The organism is Pseudomonas sp. LS.1a (assembly GCF_022533585.1).
Taxonomy (GTDB): domain Bacteria; phylum Pseudomonadota; class Gammaproteobacteria; order Pseudomonadales; family Pseudomonadaceae; genus Aquipseudomonas.
Genome location: NZ_CP092827.1, coordinates 2,997,134 through 3,010,535 on the forward strand (window position 1 = coordinate 2,997,134; position 13,402 = coordinate 3,010,535).

At 63.0% G+C, this 13,402-nt stretch carries 9 protein-coding genes; 3 read left to right on the forward strand and 6 right to left on the reverse strand.

The genetic code is table 11. From position 1 onward, the window contains the following. Nucleotides 1–230 precede the first annotated feature (230 nt). Entirely contained in the window at nt 231–1,607 is a 1,377-nt protein-coding gene (locus MKK04_RS13880; RefSeq protein ID WP_207831832.1) for an oligosaccharide flippase family protein, read from the reverse strand. A gap of 96 nt (nt 1,608–1,703) precedes the next feature. Here MKK04_RS13880 and MKK04_RS13885 point away from each other — a divergent pair, with 96 nt between their 5' ends. The 3 genes from MKK04_RS13885 (at nt 1,704) to galE (ending at nt 6,905) form a co-directional block, all read left to right on the forward strand. Next, nucleotides 1,704–3,230 (forward strand): O-antigen ligase family protein, encoded by a 1,527-nt coding sequence (locus MKK04_RS13885; RefSeq protein WP_207831830.1) that lies wholly within the window; start codon nt 1,704–1,706, stop codon nt 3,228–3,230. Nucleotides 3,231–3,235: 5 nt separating this feature from the next. Continuing rightward, nucleotides 3,236–5,851 carry a cellulase family glycosylhydrolase gene (locus tag MKK04_RS13890; RefSeq protein WP_241105578.1) on the forward strand — a complete coding sequence of 872 codons (2,616 nt, stop codon included), beginning with the start codon at nt 3,236–3,238 and terminating at the stop codon, nt 5,849–5,851. Nucleotides 5,852–5,930: 79 nt separating this feature from the next. After that, entirely contained in the window at nt 5,931–6,905 is a 975-nt protein-coding gene (gene galE, locus MKK04_RS13895) for a UDP-glucose 4-epimerase GalE (protein WP_233694943.1), read from the forward strand. Nucleotides 6,906–8,159: 1,254 nt separating this feature from the next. Here the strand turns inward: galE and MKK04_RS13900 are convergent. From MKK04_RS13900 to MKK04_RS13920, 5 genes are all read right to left on the reverse strand, one after another. After that, entirely contained in the window at nt 8,160–9,002 is an 843-nt protein-coding gene (locus MKK04_RS13900) for an IS3 family transposase (RefSeq protein ID WP_336247164.1), read from the reverse strand. Then, entirely contained in the window at nt 8,999–9,307 is a 309-nt protein-coding gene (locus tag MKK04_RS13905; protein WP_241105579.1) for a transposase, read from the reverse strand. The genes MKK04_RS13900 and MKK04_RS13905 overlap by 4 nt, the downstream gene beginning before the upstream one ends. Nucleotides 9,308–9,879: 572 nt before the next feature. Beyond that, nucleotides 9,880–10,686, reverse strand: coding sequence for a CpsD/CapB family tyrosine-protein kinase (locus MKK04_RS13910; protein ID WP_207832710.1), 807 nt, complete (start codon nt 10,684–10,686; stop codon nt 9,880–9,882). A gap of 10 nt (nt 10,687–10,696) precedes the next feature. Further along, nucleotides 10,697–12,259: a GumC family protein gene (locus MKK04_RS13915; RefSeq protein WP_207832708.1), complete on the reverse strand. Its 1,563-nt coding sequence runs from the start codon at nt 12,257–12,259 to the stop codon at nt 10,697–10,699. 19 nt (nt 12,260–12,278) lie between these two features. Then, nucleotides 12,279–13,394, reverse strand: a complete 1,116-nt coding sequence (locus MKK04_RS13920) for a hypothetical protein (RefSeq protein ID WP_207832706.1) — start codon at nt 13,392–13,394, stop codon at nt 12,279–12,281. Nucleotides 13,395–13,402 lie beyond the last annotated feature (8 nt).

Sequence of the window (13,402 nt, forward strand, 5' to 3'; positions counted from 1 at the left end):
TCGTTCCGGAAGTAACGGGACGGCAATACCCAGCCGTTGATCACTACGAACCCGGACTTGTCGGCAGGTTGACTGGCAACGGCTGCCTTAGCGCCGAACACCGCACCACCAACGCCCAGCAAGACACAACTCTGGAGAAAGCCTCTACGACCCAACTGCGCAGTACAAAAAGTAAGCTTCCCCATGATCCTGTTACCTGTATCTTTGAAAATTTCACCCAGCAAGCCGCATTACAGCCAGTTGAAAAAGGCTGTCAGCAGCGCCCCGCAAAGCGCCCCGACCAGTAGCATCGGCAGCACCACCAGCTCACGTTTGAGGCTGAAGATATCCAGTTTGCAATTCACATACACGATCAGCACCAGAGTTGGCACGGCATGCAGGGCAACCCCCCAGATCGCCCAGTCCACACCGCCAATCGCCAGCAACAGCGGTAGCAGCCCCCACAGCGAGACCAGGCGGATGATGTTGTCCATGGCCTGGTACTTGGTCAGGCCCAGGGCAATCCACACCTGATGAGCCAAGGTATAGCGCAATGTGAGGAACGACAGCGAAAGAATCGCCAGCATCGGGCCGGCTTCACGGTAGCGGTCGTCGTACATCCAGCTGATCAGCAGCGGGCTGGCGGTCAGGAAGCCGCCACAGATGAACAGCACCAGCAGGTCGACCAGCAGACGGAAGCGGTGATACAGCGCCTTCAGGCGTTCCTTGTCGTCGGCCCGGGCCGCTTCGCTGAAGGCGGGTAGCGCCACGGCCCCGAAAATTTTCATCAGCGCGGTCTGCACGGCACCGAGGATCAGCACGGCAATCGAATACACCCCCAGTTGTGCCGCCGTCATGCTGGCGCCAAACCACATGCGGTCACCGTACATGGCCAGCACGCCGACCATCGACGACAGCAGAATCCAGCGGCCAAACACGATCAGTTCGTTCAGCGCGCTGCGGTCCCACTGCAGGCGGTTGCTGTGCCCCTTGAGGGCAGTGTGGCCCAGCAGGGTCCAGGCCAGGGCCGACACCAGACCGGCGATCACCAGCGCCCAGACCGAGTGCGTCAGGTAGCCCAACACCAGCATCACCACCAGGCCGACCAGCTGCGAGGCCAGGTCGACCAGCACCACACGCTTCTGTTGGAAAGTTCGTACCGCCACATCTATCTTGGTGGACTGGAACCCCCAGATCACCGCCGACAGCCCGGTCGCCGCCAGTACCATCGGTAACACCGGTTCGGCATAGGTGGAGCCCGCCGGCCACAGCTCGGCCAGCTGGGCAAGCCAGGCCCCCAGGGCTAGCAGCAAGGTCAGGGCAAACAGCACGAAGCCGCGGATGATCTGCACGGTCCATGCGGTATTGAGAAAATGCGGATCGTCACCGCGATGGCTCTGGATGATGTTCTGGCGCAGGCCGACATCGGACAGCAAATGCAGGAGTACCGAAACGGTGGTGGCGATGACCATCACCCCGAACATTTCCGGTAGCAGCAAGCGGGCCATGACCAGGTTGCCGCCAAGGCGCATCACCTGTGACGCCACCTGTGCAACCAGGTTCCACGACCCGGCCCTGAGGGCCCGCTTGCGCAGGCTCGCGGTGGCAGACACATCAATCGACGGCATGACGTCAATCTCTGACTGATTGGCTAAAAGGTCACTATAGTTTCAATCAGCCACGATGCTAGCCGTTGCCCACCGACGCAAAGGTGTACATAGCCAATGCCTGAACATTTTCGTGCGTTGATCGTCATCCTGTTTCTGGCAAGCGTGGTCTTCCTGCTGGCGCGGCGGCCTGCCACCGACCTGATTCCGCTGAGCGACTTCAAGCGCCGGCGCAACCTGTGGTTCCTGCTGACCTTGCTGGCCTTCGTCTCGCACAGTTTCTGGCTTTACCTGGGTGCGGGCGCCGTCATCCTGTTTATCGCCGGGCGCCGCGAGCACAACCCCATGGCGCTGTTCTACATGCTGCTGTTCCTGATCCCGCCAGCTTCGGTGCAAGTGCCCGGGTTTGGCGTGGTCAATTACCTGGTCGACCTCAACCATATCCGCCTGCTGACCCTGTGCGTGCTGTTGCCGGCGGCACTGGCTCTGCGCCGGCAAGGCGACACCCTGCGTTTCGGCCGCACCTGGCCCGACAGACTGCTGGCGGCCGGCCTGCTACTGATGAGCGTGCTGTACCTGCGCGAAACCACCCTGACCGACACCCTGCGCCAGACGCTGTACCTGTATGTCGACGTGTTCCTGCCGTATTACGTGGCCAGCCGTGGCCTGCGCCAGATCAGCGACTTCAAGGACACACTGCTGGCCTTCGTGCTTGCCTCCTTCGTCCTGGCCCTGATCGGCGTGGCCGAGTACGTGCGCCACTGGCTGCTGTACAGTGCCCTGGTCGACGCCATGGGCGTGCCGTGGAGCATGTCCGGCTACCTCAGCCGTGGCGGCTCGCTGCGTGCCAGCGTCACCACCGGGCAGGCGATTGCCCTGGGCTATGTGATGAGCGTCGCCATCGGCCTGTTCCTGTTCGTCCAGGGTTATGTGCGCAGCACCCTGCAGCGGGTGCTGGGCGCCCTGCTGCTGGCCGCCGGGTTGTTCGCGCCACTGTCCCGTGGCCCGTGGATCGGCGCCGTGGTCATCGTGGTGGTGTTCATCGCCCTGGGCAAAGGTGCGGTCAGGCGCCTTGCGCTGCTGGCCGCGGCCGGCATGCTGGCCCTGCCCCTGCTGACCATCGTTCCCGGTGGCGACAAGGTTCTGGACCTGTTGCCGTTCATTGGCAGCCTCGAAAAGGAGAACATCACCTACCGCGAACGGCTGATGGACAACTCGTGGATCGTCATCCAGCGCAACCCGCTGTTCGGCTCGTTCGACTTCCGCAACACCCCGGAAATGCAATCGATGATCCAGGGTGAAGGCATCATCGACATCGTCAACACCTATATCAACCTGGCACTGCGGATCGGGCTAGTCGGGCTTGGCCTGTTCGTGGCGTTCTTCGCCACCGTACTGCACGGCATCCGCAAGGCCATGCGCAGTTTCCCCGACAAGGACGACGAGCGACGCCAGCTCGGCCGGGTATTGCTGGCGACACTGATCGGCATCCTGGTGATCATCTTCACCGTCAGCAGCATCACCTTCATCCCGGTGGTGTACTGGTCTGTCGCCGGGCTGGGCGTGGCCTACGTCCAGATGGTCCGCAGACTGCAGAACAGCCAGGCCATCGCGCTGGCCGACCCCGGCCTTCAACCCAGGTAATGCCCATGAACGTGCTCACCCTGCGCTGCCCAGGTTTTCCAACCCTGCTGCGAGTATCGGCCATTGCTGGCCTGGCCTTGCTGCCGCTCACCAGCTGGGCATCGGCGTGGCAAGTCAGCGTCGACGAACAGAATGGCCTGCCCATGGTGACCCACGGTGGTGGGCCGGTGATGAAAGCCAAGTTCGACTTCTGGGCGGCCAACTGGAGCTGGACGGGCTTCGCCACCGCGTTCAAGGTCAATGGCCCCTACCACTACACGCTGCAAGGCAAGAACAAAGAGCTGGACTTCGACCTGGCGGCGGATATCCGCAAGGCACAGGCGCAAACCCTGAGCTGGGCCTTCGACCTCGACGCCCATAGCCGCCAGGCCGGGGTGATGGGGGGCGGCATGGTGTTCCAGTTCGACCCGGCGCAAATTGCCGGGGACATGGGCGCCCCGCAGCTGCTGCCCGGCAACCGTGGCTGGTCGTGGGGCAAGGCTGAACAGGGCCGGCGCATCGAAATGCGCTTCGACCCGCCACTGGCCAAGGTGTATTTCGAGCGCGGCAACCCGTCCGAACTGCGTGCGTTCATCTACAGCGACCCGATCAGCGCTGGCCGGCAGCAGATCAAGGCGGTGCTCAACATCACCGGCGACATCGACCTGGGGCCCACGCCCAGCGAACGCTTCGGCCTGGTCGACCCCGTCGGTTGGCCCGACGACCAACTGGACTGGCGCACCTCGCCAGTGGACCTGTCGTTCCTCAATGCCGCGGAAAAGCCTGCCGGCAAGCGCGGCTTCGTCAAGGCCGTCGGCGAACAGCTGATGTTCGAGGACAACACCCCGGTGCGCTTCTGGGGCACCAACCTGTCCGCCTATTCGTTGTTCAAGAGCCCCGACGAAGAAATCCGCCAACAGGCCAAGCGCCTGTCGGCACTGGGTTTCAACCTGGTGCGCCTGCACCACCACGACTCGCCATGGGTCAGCCCGAACGTGTTTGGCGACGGCTCGCTGGTGCGCGATACCCAGCAACTCAGTGCCGAATCGCTGCGCAAGCTCGACCTGTGGATCAAGGCACTCAAGGACGAAGGCGTCTATATCTGGCTGGACATGCATGTGCAGCGTGCGCTTACCGCCAATGACCACATCGATGACTTCAAGGAACTGGCCAAGGGAGAGGAACGCGTTGACCTGAAGGGTTACGCCTATGTGAACAACAGTATCCAGAACGCGATGAAACGCTTTGCCGAGCAGTACCTGACCCATGTGAACGAATACACCGGCCTGGCTTACAAGGACGACCCGGCCATCGCTGCCGTGCTGCTCACCAATGAGAACGACCTCACCCAGCATTATGGTAACGCCCTGATGCCGAACAAGGACGTACCGCGTCACAGCGGGCGCTACATGGAGGCGGCCAAAGCCTTCGCCAAACGCTATGACCTGCCCACCGATCTCACCTGGCGCGCCTGGGAGCATGGCCCTTCAAAGCTGTTCCTCAACGACCTGGAACAACGCTTCAACGCCGACATGATCGCCCACCTGCGCGGCCTCGGTGTGAAAGTGCCGATCGCCACCACCAGTACCTGGGGCGGCAATGGCCTGAGCGCGCTGCCGGCACTGACCGCAGGCGATATCATCGACGCCCATAGCTACGGCGCCAATGGCCAACTGGAGAAGAACCCGTTGAGCAGCGACGGCATGATCGACTGGATCGCCGCGGCCCAGGTGGTCGGCAAGCCGCTGACTGTCACCGAGTGGAACGCCGAGCCCTTCCCGCTACCCGACCGCCACTCGCTGCCGCTGTACGTGGCCGGCACCGCCGCTCACCAGGGTTGGGACGCCATGCTGCAGTACGCCTACAGCCAGCAGGCCTTCAACCCAGGCTGGCGTACGGCGGATAACTGGCACGCGTACAACGACCCGGCGATGATCGCCACCCTGCCCGCTGCCGCCCTGCTCTATCGCCGTGCGGATGTGAAGCCTGCCACTACCCGCTACGTGTTCGCGCCGACGCCCGCCACCCTGTACAACCAGGAGGTCACCCCACGCAACTCGCCGCTGCTGCGCACGGCCATGGAAAAGGGCCAACTGCAGATCGCCCTGCCACAGACGCCGGAGTTGCCCTGGCTGAAACCCGCCGCCATCCCCGCCGGTGCGCAGGTGCTGCACGACCCGGGGCAGTCCCTGCTGCCAGCCGACGCCACGGAGGCAGTCAGTGACACGGGTGAACTCAAGCGCAACTGGCAACAGGGCATCTACACCATCGACACACCGCTGACCCAGGCCGCGACCGGCTGGCTGGGAGGTCGCTCGATCAGCCTCGGCGCCATTCAGGTGCAAGCACAAACGCCGTACGCCAGCGTCGTCGTGCAAAGCCTGGACGGCAACCCCCTGGGCCAGTCGCGCGAGCTGCTGGTGTCGCTGGGCACCCGTGCCGTGCCCAAGGCCGATGACAAGACACCGTTCAACGTCGAGCCGCTTGCCGGCACCCTGAGCATCAAGGCGCCTGCTGGCCTGAAGCTGTTCGCCCGGGATGCACAGGCACAGTTGAAACCGTTGCCGATGGCTTACCAGGATGGGCGCTACAGCATCACGTTCGACGGCAAGTACATGTCCAACTGGCTGTTCTTGAAATAGGGTATATGGCCATCTACCCTCACAACAGACCTGTAGCTGAAAAGCGCGGCTGTACAACAGCAGAGTCCAGGAGGCATGGATGAAGTTTCTGGTTGTCGGTGGCGCAGGCTACATTGGCTCGCACATGGTCAAGCACCTGCTCGGTGCAGGCCATGAGGTAGTGGTGGCGGACCTGGTCTCGCCCGGCCCCGGCATCCAGTGGGCGAAACTGGACATCGCCGACGAACCCGCCCTGGATGTGCTGTTTGGCGTTTGCCGTTTCGATGCCGTGTTCCACTTTGCCTCGTTCATCCAGGTGGGCGAGTCGGTCAGCGTGCCCGGCAAGTACTACCAGAACAATGTCGCGGCCACCCTTGCCCTCCTGCAGGCCATGGTGAATGCCGGTATCAGGTACCTGGTGTTTTCTTCCAGTGCTGCGGTTTACGGCAACCCGCAGTATGTGCCGATCGACGAAGCGCATGCCAAGGGGCCGATCAACCCGTATGGGCTGAGCAAATGGATGGTCGAACAGATTCTCGAGGACTTCGACCGGGCCTACGGCTTGAAGTCGGTATGCCTGCGTTACTTCAATGCCGCGGGTGCTGACCCGGAAGGCCAGTTGGGCGAGTGCCATGACCCGGAAACCCACCTGATCCCGCTGATCCTGCAGGCTGCTTCGGGCCGGCGTGAGGCGGTGACGGTTTTTGGTCGGGATTACGATACGCCGGATGGCACCTGTATCCGTGACTACGTGCATGTGGCCGATCTGGCGACGGCGCATGCGTTGGCGGTGGAATATCTACTGGCGGGTGGCGAGCGCACTGCGTTCAACCTGGGCAATGGCCTGGGCTTTTCGGTGCAGCAGGTGATCGATACGGCCCGGGCGGTGACCGGTCGGCAGATCAAAGCCCTTGACGCGCCACGCCGAGCTGGTGACCCGCCACGGCTGGTGGCGGATGCGAGCAAGGCGCTGCAGGTGCTGGGCTGGCGGCCGGAGTTTGCCTCGCTGGAGCAAATTGTGCGGCATGCGTGGCAGTGGGAGTTGCAGTATCCCTGGACTGCGCGCCAGACCTGAGGTTCGGAAGGCGCTGCGCCTCCCTGTGGGAGCGGGTTCACTCGCGACCACCGGCGCAGCCGGTGCCATCCACCGCGTCGCCTGCTTCGCGGGCATGCCCGCTCCCACAGGATCCCCGCCAGCCGAAGGAGTGCGCCATACCTGTGGGAGCGGGTTCACCCGCGAACACCGGCGCAGCCGGTGCCATCCACCGCGTCGCCTGCTTCGCGGGCATGCCCGCTCCCACAGGATCCCCGCCAGCCGAAAGAGTGCGCCATACCTGTGGGAGCGGGCGCGCCCGCGAACACCGGCGCAGCCGGTGCCATCCACCGCGTCGCCTGCTTCGCGGGTGAACCCGCTCCCACAGGATCCCCGCCAGCCGAAGGAATGCGCCATACCTGTGGGAGCGGGCGCGCCCGCGAACACCGGCGCAGCCGGTACCATCCACCGCGTCGCCTGCTTCGCGGGTGAACCCGCTCCCACAGAGACCCCGCCAGCCGAAGGAATGCGCCATACCTGTGGGAGCGGGCGCGCCCGCGAACACCGGCGCAGCCGGTGCCATCCACCGCGTCGCCTGCTTTGCGGGTGAACCCGCTCCCACAGGATCCCCGCCAGCCGAAGGAATGCGCCATACCTGTGGGAGCGGGCGCGCCCGCGAACACCGGCGTAGCCGGTGCCATCCACCGCGTCGCCTGCTTCGCGGGCATGCCCGCTCCCACAGGGCCCCCACCAGCTGAAGGAATGCGCCATACCTGTGGGAGCGGGTTCACCCGCGAACACCGGCGCAGCCGGTGCCATCCACTGCGTCGCCTGCTTCGCGGGCATGCCCGCTCCCACAGGATCCCACCAGCCGAAGGAATGCGCCATACCTGTGGGAGCGGGCGCGCCCGCGAACACCGGCGCAGCCGGTGCCATCCACCGCGTCGCCTGCTTCGCGGGCATGCCCGCTCCCACAGGATCCCCGCCAGCCGAAGGAGTGCGCCATACCTGTGGGAGCGGGTTCACCCGCGAACACCGGCGCAGCCGGTGCCATCCACCGCGTCGCCTGCTTCGCGGGCATGCCCGCTCCCACAGGATCCCCGCCAGCCGAAGGAGTGCGCCATACCTGTGGGAGCGGGCGCGCCCGCGAACACCGGCGCAGCCGGTGCCATCCACCGCGTCGCCTGCTTCGCGGGCATGCCCGCTCCCACAGGATCCCACCAGCCGAAGGAATGCGCCATACCTGTGGGAGCGGGTGTGTTCTGGTCAAGTATTTCCGGACACCGGTTACGGTGATCAAGCCGCCTGCTGCTCCATAGCTATTGGTGACAGGTAGTCGTTGTAGCTGTGGAGCCTGATTCGGTTGTATCGCATGAAGTAGCTGGTCATGTCCTGCTTGGCTTCTTCAATTTCCTTGTAGCCCTTGGGCGGCACCCATTCTGACTTGAGCGTCCCAAAGAAGCGCTCTGTTGGTGCGTTGTCCCAGCATTGTCCCCTGCGACTCATGCTTTGCGTTATCCCATGCTCAAGCAGCTCGGATTGGAAGCGCTGGCTGGTGTATTGGCAGCCTTGATCCGAGTGAAACATCAAGCCTGCATGCTTGCCCCTAACCCCTACTGCCATCCTAAGCGCCTTGCTAACCAAGTTGGCGTCGTTGATCAGGGAAAATGCCCACCCAACGATCCGACGCGCGAACAAGTCAATCACTACTGCCAGGTGATACCAGCGCTTCCCGACCATCAAACTGGTCACGTCACCGCACCAGACCTGGTTAATTGCGGTTGGCTCAAAGTTACGCTCGAGCAGGTTCTTGGCCACAAACGCTTCAACGCCTTTGGAGCGATTCCGATGCGGACGGCGTTGCTTGCTTTCCAGATTTGCCTCCTCCATGAGTTTTCCGGCCAGATACCGCCCCACCTTGAGCTGCTGGGCCTTCAGGTACTCAGAGATCATTCTCGCGCCCGCGCTTCCCCTGCTTTCGACGTGCAGCTGAACTACTTTCTCTCTGAGTTCGTCACGCTTGGTATTCGGCGCTGAACGACGGCGAAGCCAGTCATAAAACGCGCTACGGGATACGTTCAGCGCACTGCAAAGGAGGCTGGTCGGATACGAGCCTGACTCTCTCAGTTCCTCAATCAGGAAAAACGATCGGGATCCGACATCAAGAGAGCCGTAGCCTTTTTTAAGATTTCAGCCTCGGTCTCCAGGCGCTTGATCTTGGCTCGCAGCTGCTGGAGCTCTCGCTGTTCGTCGCTGATCGGTTTGGTACCGGCTACTGGCTGGCCCTTCTGTCGCTCTTTACGTACCTGATCAACCCAGCGGCGCAGGGCTGTAGGGCCGACGTCCATTGATGCGCAGACGTCGGGAATCGAGCAGTGGTCATCAAGAACCATGCTGGCAGCACGTTGCTTGAACTCGCGGGTGTAGGTCTTTCGTTCTTGCATGGAACCTCCTGATTGGGCGAATCATATCGCCCTTAAGAGGTGTCCGGGATCATTAGGCCAGTTCAGTGCGCCCGCGAACACCGGCGCAGCCGGTGCCATCCACCGCGTCGCCTGCTTCGCGGGCATGCCCGCTCCCACAGGATCCCCACCAGCCGAAGCAATGCGCCATACCTGTGGGAGCGGGTTCACCCGCGAACACCGGCGCAGCCGGTGCCATCCACCGCGTCGCCTGCTTCGCGGGCATGCCCGCTCCCACAGGATCCCCGCCAGCCGAAGGAGTGCGCCATACCTGTGGGAGCGGGTTCACCCGCGAAGCAGGCGCAGCCGGTGCATGGCACCGGCTTCGCCGGTGTTCGCGGGTGAACCCGCTCCCACAGGGACCCCGCCAGCTGAAGGAATGCGCCATACCTGTGGGAGCGGGCGCGCCCGCGAACACCGGCGCAGCCGGTGCCATCCACCGCGTCGCCTGCTTCGCGGGCATGCCCGCTCCTACAGGATCCCCGCCAGCTGAAGGAATGCGCTGTACCTTTGTGTCTCGAAAGGGCTGCAAAGCAGCCCCGGGATCTGAAGCTTCAGTAATAGGTCCGTGGCTGCTCGTCGGCCTTGTTCAATACCGTCCCGACCAGGTTCACCCTGGCCAGGTGATGCAGGCAATCCTCGATTTCCTTCCTGTTGTTCATACCGTTGGCCACCACCAGCAGCACACAGTCGAACTTGGGTATCACGGTGATCGCATCGTCAGAGCTGAGCAGCGGCGGCAAATCGAAAATGCAGATGCGCGACTCGTAGCGGTTGCGCAGTTCGCTGATCAGGTTGCTCACTTTGGGCGACGACAGCATTTCGGTAGACAACGGCACCGGTACGCGCGTCGGCAACACCACAAACCGAGGCAAGGTCGGGTTGACCAGGCAGTCCTGCAGCTCGGCCTTGTCCGTCAGGAACTCGTTCAGCGCCTGATCCATGGGCAGGCCCAGGGTGCTGCCGACCTTGGGCCGACGCAGGTCGAAGTCCACCAGCAACGCGGTCTTGGTGGTGTGGTGGGCGATGCTCATGGCCAGGTTGACCGCCAGCACCGTCTTGCCCGCTTCCGGGGTTGGCGAGGTGATGGCCAAAGTTCGCCAGCCATTCTCCTCCATGGTCCTGAGCACTTGCGTGCGCAGCAGGTCGATCGGCCCGTTCATGTGCGAGTTCTTGTTGTAGGCGACGATGCGGTGACGTTCCAGGTGCTCCGCGCGCAGCGGCACCACCTTGGTGTTCACATAATCGAACTGGCCAGGCACTTCCGTCAGCGCCGTACCAGGGGCAGGTGACAAGGCCTGAGGGGTACCCGGAGTAACCGGGTGAAGATTATTGCCAACAGCCGGCTTGGTCCTGTCCATCACTGCTTCCCTATGCAAACCGAGACATGACTTTGAACAACAGCACATCCAGTGGCATGTAGAACACGTGCACCAGCACTACCATGATAGCCGCCAGCGCCAGCGCTGCCAGGATCAGCCAGTTGCGCCAACGCCTGCGCCTGGCCACATCGGCCTTGGTATCGATGTATGGCAGCGCCACCAGCACCCGCCTGCCCAGCAGGTTTTCCAGGGCTCCGACGCCGCGAATACGCTGGTTGAACATTTCCAGCAACATCACCAGCGCACCGCCACCTGCCGGTGCCAGCACCAGACCCAGCGCGGCGATTTTCTTGCGGTTGGGTTTGATCGGTTTCTCGGGCATCAGCGGTGGTTCCAGCAGTACAAAGCGCTCGGCCTTGTTCTCCTGCTCCAGGCTTTCGGTAATCTTCGCGCCCATTTCCTTGGCGCGGATTTCCTCGTACTTCTTGCGCGCGTTGTCGTGGTCACGCATCAAGGTCACCAGGCCACGCTCGACCTGCGGCGCCTCGAGGATCTCGGCCTCATAGCCTTCCATCTTGCGGGTCAACTCGCGCTTCTGCTCGGCCAGTGAAGCAATGCGTTCCTGTGCCGCGCTCATCTTGGCACGCACGCGGGCGACATCGAGGCCGACCGTGGACGCCGCCGCCGTGCGATTGCCACTGGCTTCGAGCGCCTGGATCCTGCGCTTGACCGCCACCACATCGGGGTGGGCTTCCTTGTAGCGGCTCAGCAACTGGGCATACTCGGCCTTCAGGCTGGGCAGGTCCTGGGGCTGTTCGGCACTGGCCGCCCTGGGGCCTTCGCCGGTCTTGGTGGCCAGCCCGGCATTGGCCGCGGACAGTTCCAGTTCCAGGTAACGCAGTTCTTCCTGGGCGGCCTTGTAATCACGGTCGACCTCGCGGAACTCCAGCTCCGACCGCGACAGCATGTTCATGCGCAGGGTCTGGTGCTCGGGCAAGGCATTGGCGTGCGCCTGCTTGAAATCCGCCAGCTGGTTTTCCAGGCTGGCCAGCTCGGCCCCCAGCTTGTTCGCCTCCTGGGTGAGGAACTCGGTGGTTTCATTGGCCCGCTCGGTACGCTGCTTGAGGTTCTCGTTGAGGAACAGCGTCACCAGTTCGTCGGCGACTTCCTTGGCCACTTCCGGCTGCTTGTGCTCGAAGGACACATTGAACGCCACGGTCGCTTCACCGCGCCCGCGCACATAGGTGGTGAGGGTCTCGACCACGACGGCACTGCGCATGTGGTCGATCTTGTCGCTTTCGCTGAAGCGCTTGTCGGGGAACAGGTTGTACTTGCCGATGATGCGCAGCAGGTTCTCGCGGGTCATCACCCGCTGGCGAATGACCTCGATACGCTCATCGGCAAAGCTGGTGTTGTTGGTCGACACCAGCTCGGGCGAAATCTGCTGCGACTCCACCAGGATGGTGCCGGTCGACTGGTAGATCGGCGGCACCATCACTGCGACAGCAACGGTCGCGGCCAGGATGACTACGATGCTCACCCCCAATATCAGGCCTCGGTCCTTGATTATGGCGATGTAATCTCTGAGGGAGAGCTCGTAGTCAGACTTCATGGGGCCACCTGCCTGAAGTTCAGATGTCGGGGTACCTGTACGTCAACGTCAAACCCACGATCGTAGCGTTCGCATCGGCTTCGTGATCCTGCTGCCGCTCCTTGTACATCAACGACAGGCGCAGGTCCCAATATGGCGAAAACTGGCGGCTGGCCCACACGCTGTAAGTCTGCAGGGTGTTGGGGGTCTGCCCTTTGCTGTCCTGCCAGGCAGCGTCCGCGCCCACCCGGGTCAGCTCGCTGACGGCGTAACTCCACACACCGCGCACCTGGTCCAGTTCGGCGAAGCCGCCTTCGGCGCTGGCCACCGTGCTGCGTTCGGCGGTGAAGCTGGCGTCGGCGCGCGCACCGGTGTACAGCAGCGCAACCCCACCCTCCCCGCGTTGTCCACCCTCGTCGCCGGAAACCTCGGTGACGCCCACATGCGCATCGGCGCTTAGGCGTTCGGAGAACTGATACTTGACCCCGATCGCCGGGCTGTAGCTGTTCGAGGCCGTCGCCGTCTGGTCCTGCTCGGGCTCATAGCGCCGGGCGCCAAAGCGGCTATACACATCAGCCCGCTCGCTCCAGGCGTAGGTCCAGGTGAACACGTTGCCCAGTTCGTCGTAACCCGTCAGCGTACTGATGTCATAACGGGCACGGTTGTACGTGGTTTCGTTGCTCAAGGTGCTGCGTTCGGTAACCGCCTGGCTCCAGTTGCCGGTCAGCGTATACAGCTTTTGCGTGCCATCGGTGGTGACCACGCCAGTATCCAGCACCGTTCCCGACAGCGTCGAACTTTCGTTGTAGCGCGCCAGCAGGCCAAAACGCCCGCGCTCGGTCTGACGCTGCCAGCCCAGGCTTACATCGGGGTCCTCACGATTGTCGACCACCGCCGTGTCGGACGAGCGCAATACATGCATGCCCAGCCCCAACCTCAATTCGTCACGGTCGAAGGTACCGATCAGGGTGTAATCCGGCGCGATGATCGTGCGCGTTATGCCCTTTTCACCCGACGACAGCAGCAAGGGGTTGCTGTCGTATTCGACGGATGTCGGTACCACCACCGTAGATTGCCAATTTGCTGCCAGGACCGTGTCCGTAAACGGCAACATCAAGATTGCCGCTGTAATGCTAGTTGTTCTAAGAAGAGGCATTAAGTGTT